Genomic DNA, 16540 nt, shown 5'->3' with positions numbered 1-16540 from the left:
CTGAACTCGTCAGCGATGCTCAAAGAATTAAAACTGTTTATTCGTAATGAATTTACTGTTGTTCACTCTTCAAGACTTTTTTTATATCGTTAAGATACGGTCTTGTGAGTGCCCACACAGATTGTCTGATTAAATTGTTAAAGAGCAGTGCCACTTCATCGGTGGCGCGGGCTGCATATACTATGCTTTTCCGCTGTGAAGTCAAGTCATTACTGACTGCCTTCATTGAATCTTTTTTCCTGTCACCACAACCGCGTGTCGCTGTTGCCGTGTCAGTGGATGCGCATTATAGGGACTTCTCGTCAGGCCGCAATAGGTGTTTTAAAGAAAAATGACTGTTTGCTGCATTCCACAGCAAAACCCCGCTTTATACCTATTTTTGCACAAACTTATCCACAGAAAGCATTCTACTCAAAAATTGACGAGCATCACGCAAACGTTTTCGCTACAATTCACCCCGTTCAAAATCGTCGTATTTTTGCAAACGCTAACTGAATATTTCTCTTTATTCCGCAATTATTGCTCTGACAAAGACGATATTCACATACCGTTCTTTACTGACTACCCAAATCCAGGGGATAACATCATCATGCAACAACGCCGTCCAATTCGCCGCGCTCTGCTCAGCGTTTCTGACAAAGCAGGTATTGTCGAATTTGCTCAAGCTCTGTCCCACCGTGGCGTCGAGCTCCTTTCAACGGGTGGAACAGCCCGTTTGCTGGCCGATGCTGGGTTAGCGGTGACTGAAGTCTCTGACTACACCGGTTTCCCGGAAATGATGGATGGGCGTGTGAAGACTCTGCACCCAAAAGTACACGGCGGCATTCTGGGACGACGCGATCAAGATGATGCGATCATGGCGCAGCACGACATCAAACCTATTGATATCGTCGTTGTGAATTTGTATCCGTTTGCTCAGACCGTCGCTCGTGAGAACTGCACATTAGAAGATGCGGTTGAGAATATCGATATCGGTGGCCCGACGATGGTTCGCTCCGCCGCCAAGAACCATAAAGATGTGGCTATCGTGGTCAAGAGCAGCGACTACAGCGCCATCATTAATGAAATCGACGCCAACGAAGGTTCACTAACCTACGAAACCCGTTTCGATTTAGCCATTAAAGCCTTCGAACACACTGCCGCTTACGATAGTATGATTGCCAACTACTTTGGTGCACTGGTTCCGCCTTACCACGGTGAAACCGATAAACCATCAGGTAACTTCCCACGCACGTTAAACCTGAACTACATCAAAAAGCAGGACATGCGCTACGGCGAGAATAGCCATCAGCAAGCTGCCTTCTATATAGAAGAGAATATTCACGAGGCCTCTGTCGCCACCTCGACACAGTTACAAGGCAAAGCGCTGTCTTATAACAACATCGCCGACACCGATGCGGCACTGGAATGTGTGAAAGAATTTGCCGAGCCAGCCTGCGTTATCGTTAAACACGCAAATCCGTGCGGCGTAGCGATTGGCGGCTCAATTCTTGATGCCTACGAACGCGCCTATAAAACTGACCCAACATCTGCATTCGGTGGCATTATCGCTTTCAACCGCGAGCTGGATGAAGAGACGGCGCAGGCCATCATCAGCCGCCAGTTTGTCGAAGTCATTATTGCCCCATCTGCCAGTGATGCGGCATTGAAGGTGACCGCTGCAAAACAAAACGTACGTGTCCTGACCAGCGGTAGCTGGCAGCAACGCGTTCCTGGCCTGGACTTCAAACGCGTCAACGGCGGTTTGCTGGTACAGGATCGCGATTTGGGCATGGTCGATGCATCTCAACTGCGTGTCGTAACCGAGCGCCAGCCGAGCGAACAGGAATTACGTGATGCCCTTTTCTGCTGGAAAGTGGCTAAGTTCGTTAAATCCAATGCAATTGTTTATGCACGCGACAATATGACCATCGGGATAGGTGCTGGTCAGATGAGCCGCGTTTACTCAGCGAAAATTGCCGGAATCAAAGCGAATGATGAAGGGCTGGAAGTAAAAGGTTCCGCCATGGCATCTGATGCGTTCTTCCCATTCCGTGATGGTATTGATGCCGCCGCTGCCGTTGGCATTACCTGCGTGATCCAACCGGGCGGGTCTATTCGTGATGATGAAGTCATTGCCGCCGCCAACGAACACGGCATTGCGATGATCTTTACCGACATGCGCCATTTCCGCCATTAATTCTGGAGCTGACCGAAATGAACATTTTAGTAATTGGTAATGGCGGACGCGAACACGCGCTGGCCTGGAAAGCCTCACAGTCACCGCTGGCGAAACATGTTTATGTTGCTCCGGGAAACGCGGGCACCGCACTTGAACCTGCGCTGACCAACGTCGATATCGCCGCAACGGATATTCCAGCGTTAGTCGCTTTTGCGCAGGCAAACCATATCGATCTAACCATCGTTGGCCCAGAAACACCGTTAGTTATCGGTGTTGTGGATGCGTTTCAGAGCGCGGGTCTAAAAATCTTTGGTCCAACGCAAGGCGCTGCACAGTTAGAAGGTTCTAAAGCCTTTACTAAAGATTTCCTGGCACGCCATAACATCCCGACAGCGGAATACCAGAACTTCACCGAAGTGGAACCCGCACTGGCCTATGTACGCAGTAAAGGCGCACCGATCGTCATCAAGGCCGACGGATTAGCCGCTGGCAAAGGCGTGATTGTCGCCATGACGTTGCAGGAAGCGGAAAACGCCATTCAGGATATGCTAGCGGGAAATGCATTCGGCGATGCCGGACACCGTATCGTGGTGGAAGAGTTCCTTGATGGCGAAGAAGCCAGCTTCATCGTCATGGTGGATGGCAAGAATGTGCTGCCGATGGCAACCAGTCAGGATCATAAACGCGTCGGGGATAAAGACACTGGCCCGAATACCGGTGGCATGGGCGCTTATTCGCCGGCTCCGGTCGTGACCGATGAAATCCACCAGCGAGTGATGGATCAGGTAATTTGGCCGACCGTGAACGGCATGGCCGCTGAGGGAAATACCTACGTCGGTTTCCTGTATGCCGGTCTGATGATTTCTGCCGATGGCCAGCCAAAAGTGATCGAATTCAACTGCCGCTTTGGCGATCCAGAAACACAGCCAATTATGCTGCGCCTGCGTTCCGATCTGGTGGAGCTGTGTCTGGCAGCCTGTGACGGCACGCTGGATCAGAAAGATTCTGTCTGGGATGAACGTCCGTCTCTGGGCGTGGTATTGGCTGCGGGCGGTTACCCGGCTGACTACAATACGGGCGATGTGATTTCTGGTTTACCACAGCAGGATGCCGAAGATGGCAAAGTCTTCCACGCTGGCACCAAGTTGAACGGCATTAATGTCGTCACCAACGGTGGCCGCGTACTGTGCGTCACTGCGTTAGGTAATACCGTCGCTGAAGCGCAACAGCGCGCTTATGAAATAGCAGCAGGCATTCAGTGGCAAGGGGTATTCTGTCGAAAAGACATCGGCTACCGTGCCATTGAGCGCGAGCAAGCCTGATAAACGATGGTCCGATAACGATTGTCTGATAAATACTGAAGCCCGGAGAAATCCGGGTTTTTTATAGCCAGATTCTTTATATACCCTAAATAATTCGAGTTTCAGGCAGGCGGCAAGAGAGGGAATCCCGATGAGCTTACTCAGGTAAGTGATTCGGGTGACTGACAAATCTGCCAGAAACAGGTTTGAACGCTGCTTGCAGCGGCCCCAACGGGCGAGGTACACGTAAGTGTGCCGAGTAGCGCAGCCAACGCACATGAAACTTGAAGTATGACGGGTATCGCTATTTGGGCTGCCACTGGCAGACATCATCTTCCACCACCAGCAATAACTGCGTCCCTTCTGGCGCTTCCAGCCACGCGACGTTTAGCGGGCGTGTTGCATGCGCTTTTTGCTGCACAATCCATTCACGTGAATCGCTGTCAAAATCAGGGCGAACCACCGTACCGTCACAAGACTGCACCTGCCCTTCCAGCCATTTCCCTTGCTTTAGCCTTACCTTGCCTGCACGCAGGACATCGCTCAATTCCAGCATGCGCTTCGCATCGAACTGGTAGAGCGCGATTTCATCATCAGAAACCGATTCACGTCTTTCGGCAAGCTGCCGCTGCATAAAGCTGACGGTTCCATCTTCTGCAAAGCGCAAACGCATATCTTCTTGCTGCGCCCCGAGCTGATTACGCTGTATCTCGCGTAGCTTATCCTGCTGGAACGTATAGCGCGTCACCACCAGAGCATTGCCCTGAAGCGGGTTGTACACGGTGGTCAGCGCCGTCGTATTCTGCGCATCATCTTTACGCCACAAACGCACAACACCGCGATCGGCAACGTAACCGCTGGCGAACACTTCCGGCGGTGCGGTGCGGCTACTACAAGCGACCACGGCTATAAGCACGAGGCCAGCGCCACACAAACGTCGTAAAAGCAAAAGGGGCGAAAACGCCCCTCTGCTTAAACTTTTAACCGGCATGGGCTTATTTAACAGCGTCTTTCAGAGCCTTGCCAGAAACAAATGCTGGCACGTTGGCAGCAGCGATTTTGATTTCTTTACCGGTTTGTGGGTTGCGGCCAGTGCGCTCATTACGATGGTTCACTTTAAACGTACCAAAACCAACTAATTGTACTGCATCACCTTCTTTCAGAGACTCGGTAATTGCCGCCAAAGTTGATTCCAGAGCTGCTTTAGCCTGTGCTTTTGACAGATCAGCTTTGTCCGCAATTACATCAATCAGTTGAGTCTTATTCATAAGTTATCCTTACAGTGTGTTTATCGCTTGCTAAGCATCGAGTGCGACGGATATGCCCTTTCCCGTTTCAGGGTGTAATAGCACTCTCCTGCATACACGCACCGACAGCCACTTTTTTTACGCCCCCCAAATGTAGACCAGACAGGGTGCGAATGTGAAGCCTTAAGACAGGCCATTTCAGGCCTTAAATCACGTTTTATCGCGTTATTGATGCAAATTTATCCCGATGTTACTACTTCCGGCCTCGCGCAGATCGGAACGGAGCCCTTTGATCAGCTCAATGTCGCGTTCTTCACAGGCCGCCAACAGGCGAAAAATCTCCCATTGGATGTCCCATTCTTCTTCAACTGCAGGTAAAACCTTGAGCTCATCGTCGGTCATTTCTTTGCCGGCCTGCGTCATTTCCAACATGGCAACCGTGCGGATAGACGTTTCGCTAATCGCTATCGCATGTTCCAGCGTTTCACCGCTTAAGCGCGAATGAATCAGCTCGCCCAGTGCGATACAGGCATCAATAGCCGGGTAGACGCCATAAAGATCGTAATCTTCAGCAGCGGGAACCGCTTCTTCCAGCTTTTCCAACTGGCTATCGAAATTGACCTTAGCATCTTTAACAACCAATGTTTCCCATACCAGATCGAGAATGCGGCGGTAAACCATCGCGTCGCCGAATTCTGTTTGACGACAAAACTCATGGTAATTTGGATACATACGTTCACAAAGACATGCCATAAAAGTGACATGTTGCCAGCTCGCCAGCTTTTCCAGACGTAAATGAATGGGGTTACGTAACATTTTTATGCTCATTAACGGCGACGGACGGCAGTGTACCTGAAATCACAGTGACGCCCTATGCCTGAATTCCTAAAGTTTTACGACAATACGTTGGCGGCTTGCTGCTGTTGCCAACGCACAAATGCGGGACGATTTGATGCGACAGCATCAGCCCAACGGGTCGGCTCCGGTAAACGGTAACCGCGCATACAAGATTGCACCCAGTGCAATGCACTATCCTGACTGACGCGATGCCCCGTCGCCACAAACAGCGGATTACAGCGCGCTTTGCTACGCCATACCCAGCCAATCTGCTCGCCTTTATCCAGTAATGGCTGCTGGCTACCGACGTCCTCCGCCAACGGCTCAAACCGGCCACAAAGCCGACTTTTCGCCACGCCAATCGTCGGCACATCAACTAGCAGACCAAAATGGCTGGCAACGCCGAGACGACGCGGATGGGAAATCCCATGCCCATCGACAAACAGCAGATCCGGTTTCTGTTCAAGCAACGCCCACGCGGCGAGTAGCCCAGGGCATTCACGAAACGAAAGAAAGCCGGGGATATAAGGCATTGTCGTGCTGATACGCGCAATCTTGTATTCTATCAGTTCCAACGAAGGATAGCGCATTACCGCAATCGCAGCGCGAGTTACCGAACCTTCTTCCTCAAAGCCAACATCTGCACCCGCGATAAACGCGGGCTGCTCAAAAGGTAAATCGTCGTGGCGAATCACATCAGAAGCGCGGGCCAACTGCTCAGCCCGCAGCTGTTGTGTATCAATCACATCACCTCCTGTGAATCATGCGTGATAAGCGCGGGACAACCGATGCACGGCCTCAACAAAAACGCCCGCATGCTCCGGCGGCACATCCTGATGAATGCCATGACCCAGATTGAAAACATGACCGTTGCCTTCTCCAAATCCAGCCAGGATCGATGCGACTTCCTGCTCGATCCGTGCCGGATCGGCATACAACATCGACGGATCCATATTTCCCTGTAGCGCGACCTTATCGCCTACGCGACGACGTGCATCAGCAATATCGCTCGTCCAGTCTAGCCCCAACGCGTCGCAGCCGGTTTCCGCCATCGCTTCCAGCCACTGGCCGCCACCTTTAGTGAAGAGCGTCACGGGCACACGGCGACCTTCATTCTCGCGCTGTAAACCATCAACGATTTTGTGCATGTAATGCAGAGAGAATTCTTTGTAGTCGCGTCCGCTCAGCGCGCCGCCCCAGGTATCGAAGACCATCACCGCCTGCGCACCCGCGCGAATCTGCGCGTTGAGATAAAGAATGACGCTATCAGCAATCTTATCCAGCAACAGGTGTAGCGTTTTAGGCTCGGCGAACATCATTTTCTTGATGACGGTAAACGCTTTGCTGCTACCGCCTTCAACCATATAGGTTGCCAGCGTCCACGGACTGCCCGAGAAGCCGATAAGCGGCACTTCACCCGCGAGATTTTTACGGATCGTCCGCACCGCGTTCATCACATACCCGAGTTCCTGTTCTGGATCGGGGACAGGCAGTTTAACCACATCGGCATGCGACGTGATCGGGGAGTGAAAACGTGGGCCTTCCCCCGCTTCAAAATAAAGCCCTAAGCCCATGGCATCAGGGATCGTGAGAATGTCAGAGAACAGGATCGCAGCGTCTAACGCATAGCGCCGTAAAGGTTGTAACGTGACTTCACAAGCCAGCTCTGCGTTTTTACACAGCGACATAAAATCACCCGCCTGCGCGCGCGTTGCCTTATATTCCGGCAGATAACGCCCCGCCTGACGCATCATCCACACTGGGGTGACATCAACGGGTTGGCGTAATAACGCCCGCAAATAGCGATCGTTTTTCAGATCAGTCATGTTCTTTTCCTTTCAACCTCACGGCGGTTCTACACCGGATAGATGTGATGAAACGGATGCGTTATAAGGCAAACGCTTTATGACGCAAATAGTACCACGTCAGCCTTCGTTCTCGTGATAAGTGCGGCACAGTACCACCGTATCTTCGATAAGCCGACGCGCCACGGTGCCCGGCGGAGGCAACTGCGGGAGTTGGTCATAGCGGAACCAGCCCGCGTCACGCAGCTCTTTCGGATCGTGCTTGATGTCTCCACCCGCATAATCGGCCATAAACGCCATCATCAGAGAATGAGGGAATGGCCAGGGCTGCGAACTCACGTAACGCAGGTTTTTTATCTGAATTTGGCTCTCTTCCATTACCTCACGCACGACCGTCTGTTCCAACGTTTCGCCTACTTCGACAAACCCAGCCAGCACGGTGTACATGTTTCCGCGATGTCGATTGTGTTGCGCCAGCAGAATCTCATCGCCACGGCGAATCGCGACGATGATGCAAGGCGCGATCTGCGGATAATAACGTTCTTTGCAGTGGTGACATAAGCACGCCAGCTCCGTTTTGCTCCGCACCATTTCATGGCCGCAGTAACCACAAAAACGATGAGAACGATAAAACTCAGCCAACTGTACGCCTCGCCCCGCGAGCTGGAATAATCCCACGTCCTGATCGAGCAACTGGCGAACTGATGCCATATCGGAATCTCGTCCCTGACAGACCAGCCAGACAGGCAGTCCTTGCCATTCGCCGATTTGGCGAGCCGTTTTCCCCTGCAACGACCACTCTATTGCCGTTCCGCGCGGCAATTCTCCCTGAGGTAGCCAGATTTGTACCGCGTCGCTAACCACCCACCAGCCGGTTTCATCACCTTTTAGCGTCTGTTCCATATCTTTTTATTGCTCCACTGCCACTTCACTGGCATTTTACATTCAGAGTGATTACATAAGTTTTATAACTGGGATTTCAGTTATTTCTTACCGTTCACGGAGTCAACAATGCTAAACCAGCTACAAAGTCTAACTGAATACGTTGGTGGCAATAATGCGTTAATCGACCAATGGCTACAAGCGCGTAAGCAGCTTCTGGTGGCTTACTATCATCTGGTTGGCATCAAGCCGAACAAGGAAGCGCTTTCTCTTTTGGATGAAGAGGCATTGGATAATTTTTGCCAGAATCTGGTGGACTATCTTTCTACCGGCCACTTTCATTTATACGAAAAAATGCTGCATGAAGCAGCGACACACAGCGAACAAGTATTAGCGCTTTCCACCCAGCTCGACCTCGCCCTGCAAAATAACACGCAGCAAATTATGGCGTTTTACGATAGCCACCTGGCGGCAGCCATCGACCATGATAACTGCCTCGAATTCCAGCACGCACTCTCCCACGTCGGCGAAGCCTTGGAAGAGCGTTTTACGTTGGAAGACAGAATGATCCAGCAGGTTTACGACAAATAGTGGTCATTTGACGCTATTTAAGTAAATCATCACACACTGTAAAGGCAAAAGCGGCACGCTTTGACATCTGCGTTTTGCCGACATACAGTGTAGGGGTTTTATTGGCCCGTTTAAGAGACGGGCATATCTTGTCGGAGTGCCTAGCGTGCTCGTGTTTTGTTTTACGAAATCAATCGTTATGACGAAACTTATGAGCGCACAGGCTGAGACCGTTAATTCGGGATCCGCGGAACCTGATCGGGTTAATACCTGCGAAGGGAACAAGAGTAATGCACCTCATTGAGCCCAAGGCTGTGTATTCCCACATACCTGCTCTAACGTTCAATATCATTATTACTCCCTCCGGCTCCAGACAAGCAATCTTCCCTTTACGTCTTACAGGAACTTGCTATGTCTACAGAACCCTTGTCTATAAAAGCAGTGTCATCCAAATCCGGTCGCCGTGAACAGCGTGCCGCCGCCCAGCAGTTTATTGAAACCTTACAGGGAACCGCCTTTCCCAATTCCAAACGCATTTACCTGACAGGTTCACGCGATGACATCCACGTACCGATGCGGGAGATTCAGCTTAGCCCGACGTTACTTGGCGGCAGTAAAGATAACCCCCAATACGAACCCAATGAGCCCATCCCGGTTTACGATACTTCAGGGCCTTATGGCGATCCGGCTGCGCAACCCGATGTCCGCGTTGGGCTAGCGAAGCTGCGCGCCAGCTGGATTGCAGAACGTCACGACACCGAAGCGTTATCTGGCGTCAGCTCCGATTTCACCCAACAGCGTCTGGCGGATGCAGGTCTGGATCATCTGCGTTTCGAACACCTGCCACGACCTTTGCGTGCCAAAGCGGGCAAACGCGTCACCCAGCTCCACTATGCGCGACAGGGCATGATTACGCCCGAAATGGAATTTATCGCCATTCGTGAAAATATGGGGCGCGAGCGTATTCGCGGCGAGGTACTGCGCCAGCAGCATCCGGGGCAAAGTTTTGGCGCCCTTCTGCCAGAAAACATCACACCGGAATTTGTCCGTCAGGAAGTGGCTGCCGGGCGCGCAATTATTCCCTCAAACATCAATCACCCTGAATCAGAGCCGATGATTATCGGGCGCAATTTTCTGGTGAAGGTTAACGCCAATATCGGTAACTCCGCCGTGACATCTTCCATCGAAGAAGAGGTGGAAAAGCTGGTCTGGTCTACCCGCTGGGGCGCGGATACGGTGATGGATCTCTCAACAGGCCGCTATATTCACGAAACCCGCGAATGGATTCTGCGTAACAGCCCCGTGCCGATCGGGACAGTACCGATTTATCAGGCGCTGGAAAAAGTGAACGGCGTGGCGGAAAACCTGAACTGGGAAATGTTCCGCGATACGCTGCTGGAGCAAGCAGAACAGGGCGTGGACTATTTCACCATCCACGCTGGCGTGCTGTTGCGCTATGTACCGATGACCGCCAAACGCCTGACCGGCATCGTCTCCCGCGGCGGTTCCATTATGGCGAAGTGGTGCCTGTCGCATCACAAAGAGAGCTTCCTGTACGAGCACTTCCGGGAAATCTGTGAAATTTGTGCCGCTTACGATGTCGCGTTGTCGCTGGGTGACGGTTTACGCCCGGGCTCCATTCAGGATGCCAACGACGAAGCCCAGTTTGCCGAGCTGCATACGTTAGGTGAGCTGACCAAGATTGCCTGGGAATACGACGTACAGGTGATGATCGAAGGCCCCGGTCACGTTCCGATGCAGATGATCCGCCGCAACATGACCGAAGAGCTGGAGCACTGCCACGAAGCACCATTCTATACGCTCGGCCCGCTGACCACCGATATCGCTCCGGGTTACGATCACTTCACCTCTGGCATCGGTGCCGCCATGATCGGCTGGTTCGGCTGTGCGATGCTCTGCTACGTCACGCCGAAGGAACATCTTGGCTTGCCGAACAAAGAAGACGTCAAACAGGGGCTGATTACCTACAAAATCGCCGCTCACGCCGCCGATTTGGCGAAAGGCCACCCCGGTGCGCAGATCCGTGATAACGCCATGTCAAAAGCGCGCTTCGAATTCCGCTGGGAAGACCAGTTCAATCTGGCGCTCGATCCCCAAACCGCTCGCGCCTACCACGATGAAACCCTGCCGCAGGAATCCGGCAAAGTCGCCCACTTCTGTTCCATGTGCGGCCCCAAATTCTGCTCGATGAAAATCTCACAGGAAGTACGCGACTACGCGGCGAAACAGGAAGCGGAAGCCAAACCGATTGAAGTGGGTATGGCGCAGATGTCGCAAGAATTCCGCTCGCGCGGCAGCGAGCTTTATCACAGCGCCACCAGCCTGCAAACCGAGGAAAGCAAATGACGGACTCGACGCCTTTTGCCCCAACGGCACAGCGGCTGGGGCTTTATCCCGTCGTCGATAGCGTGGAGTGGATCGAGCGACTACTCGGCGTCGGGGTGAAAACGATCCAGCTCAGGATCAAAGATCGGTCAGATGAACAAGCCGAAGCCAATGTGATCCAGGCGATCGCATTGGGTCGCCGCTATCAGGCGCAGCTCTTCATCAATGACTACTGGAAATTAGCGGTAAAACATCGGGCATACGGCGTACATCTGGGTCAGGAAGACCTGGATACTGCCGATTTGGCCGCCATTAAAAAAGCGGGTCTGCGCTTAGGCGTCTCCACGCACGACGATCGTGAATTGGCGCGCGCGGTGGCGATAAGCCCGTCCTATATCGCGCTGGGACATATTTTCCCGACGCAAACCAAGGATATGCCATCAGCGCCGCAGGGGCTGGCCGAGTTGACCCGACACATTGCAGATCTGCAAGACCGTTTTCCTACAGTTGCTATTGGCGGTATCAGCATCGACAGAGTACCTGCGGTGCTGGCAACGGGCGTCGGCAGCATTGCCGTCGTCAGCGCCATTACTCAGGCACCAGACTGGCGGCAGGCCACCACGACGCTGCTCAAAATGATTGAAGGACGGGAGGCATGATATGGTAACGACTCACCATCCAGCGCCTGCCGGACTGAGCGATAGCGAATTCATGCGCTACAGCCGTCAACTAATGCTGGAAGATATTGGCCCAGAAGGTCAGGAGAAACTCAAAGTCGCCCACGTTCTGCTCGTTGGGCTGGGTGGGCTTGGGGCGCCCGCCTCGCTCTATCTGGCCGCCGCTGGGGTCGGCACGCTACTGCTTGCCGACGATGACTCACTGCACATCAGCAACCTGCAACGCCAGATTCTGTATCGCACCAGCGACACCGACAAACCCAAAGCCGTGTTGGCGCAGCGTCAGCTACAGGCATTAAATCCGCACTCGGAAGCGATTGCGATTACCAAAAGGCTCAGCGGTGACGCATTATACAGCGCCGTCAGCCGCGTCGATCTGGTGCTGGATTGCAGCGACAATATGACCACTCGCCACGCGGTTAACGCCGCCTGTTTTAGCGCAGGCAAGCCGCTCATCAGCGGGAGCGCCGTCGGTTTCAGCGGTCAGCTCGCCGTCTTCACACCGCCTTATCACGCTGGCTGCTACGCCTGCCTGTACCCCGATACGACCGAACCGCAGCGCAACTGCCGCACCGCTGGCGTGCTGGGTCCGGTGGTTGGAGTGATTGGTACGCTTCAGGCACTAGAAGCGATCAAACTGCTGGCCGGTATACCGTCCGCGCTAGACGGCAAGCTGAGGATGTTCAATGGCAAACAGCAGAGCTGGAACACGCTCCAACTGACGCGTGCCCCCCATTGCCCGGTATGTGGAGGGAAGCATGAAAATCACGCTGAATGATGACCCCTTTGAATGCCCAGAGGCCACCACGGTTGAAGCGCTGCTGAGCCAGATAAATCGGCTCCAGCCTGGCACAGCGCTGGCCATCAACCAAACCATTATCCCGCACGCCACCTGGTCACAGCATCAGGTACAGGACGGTGATGATATTTTGCTTTTTCAGGCAATCGCGGGAGGATGACATGCTGCACATTGCCGATACGACATTAACTTCACGGCTGCTGACTGGCACCGGGAAATTCGCCACACCAGAACTGATGCTGGCAGCACTTGAGGCTTCTGGTTCTCAGTTAGTCACCATGGCGATGAAACGCGTTGATCTGAACGGCGGCAACGACGCCATTCTCGCCCCGCTACGCCAGCTCGGTATTAAGCTGCTGCCGAATACCTCAGGAGCCAAAACCGCAGACGAAGCCATTTTTGCGGCCCGACTGGCGCGAGAAGCGCTGGGCACTCGCTGGCTGAAGCTGGAAATTCACCCCGATGTGAAATACCTGCTGCCCGATCCTATCGAAACCCTGAAAGCCGCCGAACAGCTGGTAAAAGAGGGATTTACGGTGCTGCCCTACTGCGGTGCCGACCCTGTGTTGTGCAAACGGTTGGAAGAAGTCGGCTGCGCGGCAGTGATGCCACTGGGCGCACCGATCGGTTCCAATCAGGGACTGCAAACACGTGATTTTCTCCACATCATCATCGAACAGGCGTGCGTTCCGGTTATTGTCGATGCGGGCATTGGCGCGCCCAGTCATGCGGCCGAGGCACTGGAAATGGGAGCCGACGCTGTACTGGTCAACACAGCTATCGCCGTTGCCCGCGATCCCGTGGCGATGGCACACGCATTCCGACTGGCAGTCGATGCCGGTGGGCTTGCCCGTCAGGCCGGACTGGGAAGTAAGCAGTTTGTTGCCAGTGCCACCAGCCCGCTCACCGGTTTCCTGCATCAGCAAACGGAAGGGGCGGAGCGATGAGCGTCGATTTCCAAACCGTCTGGGAACAGCTCGACTGGGATGACCTGACGCTGTGCATCAACAGTAAAACCGCACGTGATGTCGAGCGAGCACTTGCTGCACCACACCTGACGCGTGACGATTTTATGGCGCTCATTTCACCTGCCGCCAGCGCCTATCTGGAACCGCTAGCCCAGCGGGCACAGCAGCTCACCCGGCAACGTTTCGGCAATGCGGTGAGTTTCTATGTGCCGCTATATCTATCCAACCTCTGCTCCAACGACTGCACCTACTGCGGCTTTTCAATGAGCAATCACATCAAGCGAAAAACGCTGGATGAGGCAGAGATCCTACGTGAATGCGCCGCCATCAAGGAACTGGGGTTTGAACACCTGTTGCTCGTGACTGGCGAACACCAGCGTAAAGTAGGCATGGATTATTTTCGTCGAGTCTTTCCGCTGATCCGACCGCTCTTCAGTTCGCTGATGATTGAAGTTCAGCCGCTGTCGCAAGACGAATATGCCGAGTTGAAAACGCTGGGGTTGGATGGCGTGATGGTCTATCAGGAAACCTATCATCCGGCGACCTACCAACTGCATCATCTAAAAGGACAAAAGCAGGATTTCCATTGGCGACTCGCCACGCCGGATCGGCTTGGGCGTGCGGGGATCGACAAGATCGGGCTAGGCGCTTTAATCGGCCTGTCCAATAGCTGGCGAACCGACTGCTACATGGTGGCGGAACATCTGTTGCACTTACAGCGGAACTACTGGCAGAGCCGTTATTCTATCTCGTTCCCTCGTCTGCGCCCCTGTACGGGCGGCATTGAACCGGCATCGCTCATGGATGAAGCGCAGCTCATGCAGGTCATTTGTGCATTCCGGTTGCTGTCGCCGGATATTGAGCTGTCGCTTTCCACGCGTGAATCGCCTTTCTTTCGCGATCATGCCATTCCTATCGCGATTAACAACGTCAGCGCATTTTCCAAAACCCAGCCAGGCGGCTACGCCGACGACCATCCTGAACTGGAACAGTTTTCACCGCATGATTCACGACGCCCTGAAGATGTGGCGCAAGCCATCATACGAGCAGGTCTCCAGCCTGTATGGAAAGACTGGGACAGTTATTTAGGCAGATAGTCATTGAGCAGGTAACGCGGCGATATGCCTGATATTGGTCACTGAAGCGTGAAGTGAGAGGGAAACACGGTGATGAGGTTCCCGCAGGGACACCTCGCATCGTGGTAGCCCTCGCATCTCGGCTCTTAAGCGATCGGTATGCGTGATACGCATGATTTGGGATGCAGCTCGCAAGCTGAAATGAGAATTACACGGAAGGTGACATTCTCAGGATAGCGCCGCGCAACATGGCATTCAGCCTATCGTCACGGTCTGCGACGAAGAATACATTAGCGTCGTTGGCAAGCCTGAGCATGATTACAGAGCGTGCTGGCCGGAGCCGTTCGCTACTTATCGGCTCTGCACATCAACCCGCCGATACGGGGCTTATCCTTACCCGTATCGGCCCTTCCCTAAGATTATCAGGGTGCGCTCTGGTCAGGAAAAGTGTGCATCATCTTCGCGACTTCATTGCCCACAATGCGAAGCCCTTCCCTCATTTCTTCCGTAAAGCGATTGGCATAATTGAGTCGAATACAATTGCGATATTTCCCTGAGGCGGAGAAGAGCGAACCAGCGGCTATCTGTATGCCTGCTTTTCTGACCTCACGACTGAGCTTGAGCGAATCAAAATATTCGGGCAGCTCAATCCACATCAGAAAGCCCCCCTGGGGACGGCTCACACAGATGTTTGACGGAAAATACTCACGAACCCAGCAAGTAAACGTATCCAGATTAGCTTTGTACTGAGCACGCATGCGGCGTAGGTGAGGTTGATAGTGTCCGTTACGAATAAATTCCGCCACGGCTAGCTGGGGCTGCACCACCGTCGATCCTGTACTGATGTATTTTGTATGAATCACCCGCTCCAGATAGCGCCCCGGAGCAATCCAGCCAACGCGCAAACCGGGAGCCAGATTCTTTGAAAACGAGCTGCACAACAGTACACGTCCATCTTCATCAAATGATTTTATCGCGCGGGGACGCGGATATTCATAGGCCAGCTCGCCATAGGCATCATCTTCAATAATCGCGATATCAAAATGCTGCGCCAACGTCACCAGCGATTTCTTACGGGCGTCAGGCATGATGAAGCCAAGCGGATTGTTACAGCTCGGCACCAGAAGTACGGCTTTGATCGGCCACTGATCCAGCGCCAGTCTTAACGCGTCAAGACTGATCCCCGTCACAGAGTCGGTCGGGATCTCGATCGCTTTGATATCCATCCCACGGAGGATCTGCATCGTACCCGGAAAAGCCGGTGACTCAACGGCCACGATGTCGCCGGGTTGGCAAACCGCGCGAACGGCAACAAATAAGGCTTCCTGACATCCGGTCGTGATCACAATATCATCTTGAGTCAGTTGGCAGCCGCAGTCGACGGTAAGACGAGCAATCTGTTCGCGCAACGCAGGCACGCCATACACGCTGTCATATTGTAAGACCCGAGGATCCTGATATTGGCAGAGGCGACTCATCTCTTTCCATAGTGGTTTGATGGTCGGCTGGCTCACATCCGGCATTCCGCTACCAAATTTCAACACGTTGGTTTCCAGACGCACGTTCACCAGTTCCAGCACCGATTCCCACTGCGTAATTTCAACCGGACGTTGGGCAGGACGCGTCAGCGCAGGTACGGGCGGCGTTGCCTTGCGCGGCGTGACAAAATACCCCGAACGCGGCTGTGGCATAATCAACTGTCGGGTTTCCAGCAGATGATAGGCTTGCTGTACGGTACTGATGCTCACACCATGTTCTGTACTCAGCGCCCGCACAGAAGGCAGGCGTTCCCCGCTTTGGTACAACCCTTGTTCGATCCGTTGCTCTAACAGCCCAGCCAGGTGTTGATAACGCGTCATCAGTATCATTCC

Annotated in this window: 16 protein-coding genes and 1 riboswitch; of the genes, 9 read left to right on the top strand and 7 right to left on the bottom strand. The window is 53.4% G+C overall.

The genetic code is table 11. From position 1 onward, the window contains the following. Positions 1-589 precede the first annotated feature (589 nt). Together purH and purD are read left to right on the top strand one after the other, a co-directional pair. On the top strand, positions 590-2179 hold the full coding sequence (purH, locus tag JFY74_01410) for a bifunctional phosphoribosylaminoimidazolecarboxamide formyltransferase/IMP cyclohydrolase (GenBank protein ID QQG28759.1): 1590 nt from the start codon (positions 590-592) through the stop codon (positions 2177-2179). Between the two features lie 17 nt (positions 2180-2196). Further along, entirely contained in the window at positions 2197-3483 is a 1287-nt protein-coding gene (purD, locus tag JFY74_01405; protein QQG28758.1) for a phosphoribosylamine--glycine ligase, read from the top strand. Between the two features lie 283 nt (positions 3484-3766). Here the strand turns inward: purD and JFY74_01400 are convergent, their stop codons facing one another. The 6 genes from JFY74_01400 to nudC all read right to left on the bottom strand — a co-directional run bounded on the left by JFY74_01400 (position 3767) and on the right by nudC (position 8254). Beyond that, positions 3767-4453 (bottom strand): DUF1481 domain-containing protein, encoded by a 687-nt coding sequence (locus JFY74_01400; protein QQG28757.1) that lies wholly within the window; start codon positions 4451-4453, stop codon positions 3767-3769. A 4-nt stretch (positions 4454-4457) separates the two neighbouring features. Then, positions 4458-4730, bottom strand: coding sequence for a DNA-binding protein HU-alpha (gene hupA, locus JFY74_01395; GenBank protein QQG28756.1), 273 nt, complete (start codon positions 4728-4730; stop codon positions 4458-4460). Positions 4731-4934: 204 nt separating this feature from the next. Continuing rightward, a complete protein-coding gene (locus JFY74_01390) occupies positions 4935-5525 on the bottom strand; it encodes a YjaG family protein (GenBank protein QQG28755.1) in 591 nt (196 codons plus the stop codon). A gap of 77 nt (positions 5526-5602) precedes the next feature. Then, on the bottom strand, positions 5603-6292 hold the full coding sequence (gene nfi, locus JFY74_01385) for a deoxyribonuclease V (protein QQG28754.1): 690 nt from the start codon (positions 6290-6292) through the stop codon (positions 5603-5605). A gap of 15 nt (positions 6293-6307) precedes the next feature. Then, the gene (gene hemE, locus JFY74_01380) at positions 6308-7372 is read right to left on the bottom strand and encodes a uroporphyrinogen decarboxylase (GenBank protein ID QQG28753.1); all 1065 of its coding nucleotides are present in this window, start codon (positions 7370-7372) and stop codon (positions 6308-6310) included. Between the two features lie 99 nt (positions 7373-7471). After that, positions 7472-8254 carry an NAD(+) diphosphatase gene (gene nudC, locus JFY74_01375; GenBank protein QQG28752.1) on the bottom strand — a complete coding sequence of 261 codons (783 nt, stop codon included), beginning with the start codon at positions 8252-8254 and terminating at the stop codon, positions 7472-7474. Positions 8255-8362: 108 nt separating this feature from the next. Here nudC and JFY74_01370 point away from each other — a divergent pair, with 108 nt between their 5' ends. The 7 genes from JFY74_01370 to thiH all read left to right on the top strand — a co-directional run bounded on the left by JFY74_01370 (position 8363) and on the right by thiH (position 14690). Continuing rightward, positions 8363-8824 (top strand): Rsd/AlgQ family anti-sigma factor, encoded by a 462-nt coding sequence (locus tag JFY74_01370; GenBank protein ID QQG28751.1) that lies wholly within the window; start codon positions 8363-8365, stop codon positions 8822-8824. A gap of 122 nt (positions 8825-8946) precedes the next feature. Further along, positions 8947-9101: riboswitch (TPP riboswitch) on the top strand. A 113-nt stretch (positions 9102-9214) separates the two neighbouring features. Next, complete coding sequence (gene thiC / locus JFY74_01365; protein QQG28750.1) at positions 9215-11170, top strand: phosphomethylpyrimidine synthase ThiC; 1956 nt, start codon at positions 9215-9217, stop codon at positions 11168-11170. Further along, positions 11167-11808: a thiamine phosphate synthase gene (gene thiE / locus JFY74_01360; GenBank protein QQG28749.1), complete on the top strand. Its 642-nt coding sequence runs from the start codon at positions 11167-11169 to the stop codon at positions 11806-11808. The genes thiC and thiE overlap by 4 nt, the downstream gene beginning before the upstream one ends. Position 11809: 1 nt before the next feature. Then, entirely contained in the window at positions 11810-12604 is a 795-nt protein-coding gene (locus tag JFY74_01355) for a HesA/MoeB/ThiF family protein (protein QQG28748.1), read from the top strand. Continuing rightward, positions 12585-12785, top strand: a complete 201-nt coding sequence (gene thiS, locus JFY74_01350; protein QQG28747.1) for a sulfur carrier protein ThiS — start codon at positions 12585-12587, stop codon at positions 12783-12785. The genes JFY74_01355 and thiS overlap by 20 nt, the downstream gene beginning before the upstream one ends. 1 nt (position 12786) lies before the next feature. Continuing rightward, positions 12787-13572 carry a thiazole synthase gene (locus JFY74_01345; GenBank protein ID QQG28746.1) on the top strand — a complete coding sequence of 262 codons (786 nt, stop codon included), beginning with the start codon at positions 12787-12789 and terminating at the stop codon, positions 13570-13572. After that, positions 13569-14690 carry a 2-iminoacetate synthase ThiH gene (gene thiH, locus JFY74_01340; GenBank protein QQG28745.1) on the top strand — a complete coding sequence of 374 codons (1122 nt, stop codon included), beginning with the start codon at positions 13569-13571 and terminating at the stop codon, positions 14688-14690. Before JFY74_01345 ends, thiH begins: the two co-directional genes overlap by 4 nt. Positions 14691-15091: 401 nt before the next feature. Here thiH and JFY74_01335 read toward each other — a convergent pair whose 3' ends face one another. Beyond that, positions 15092-16528 (bottom strand): PLP-dependent aminotransferase family protein, encoded by a 1437-nt coding sequence (locus JFY74_01335; GenBank protein ID QQG28744.1) that lies wholly within the window; start codon positions 16526-16528, stop codon positions 15092-15094. Between the last annotated feature and the right edge of the window lie 12 nt (positions 16529-16540).

Origin of the sequence: Pectobacterium carotovorum (assembly GCA_016415585.1) — a bacterium.
Lineage (GTDB): Bacteria > Pseudomonadota > Gammaproteobacteria > Enterobacterales > Enterobacteriaceae > Pectobacterium > Pectobacterium carotovorum_K.
The sequence above is the reverse complement of the archived record's forward strand: the minus strand, read 5'-3'. Positions and strand labels throughout refer to the sequence as shown.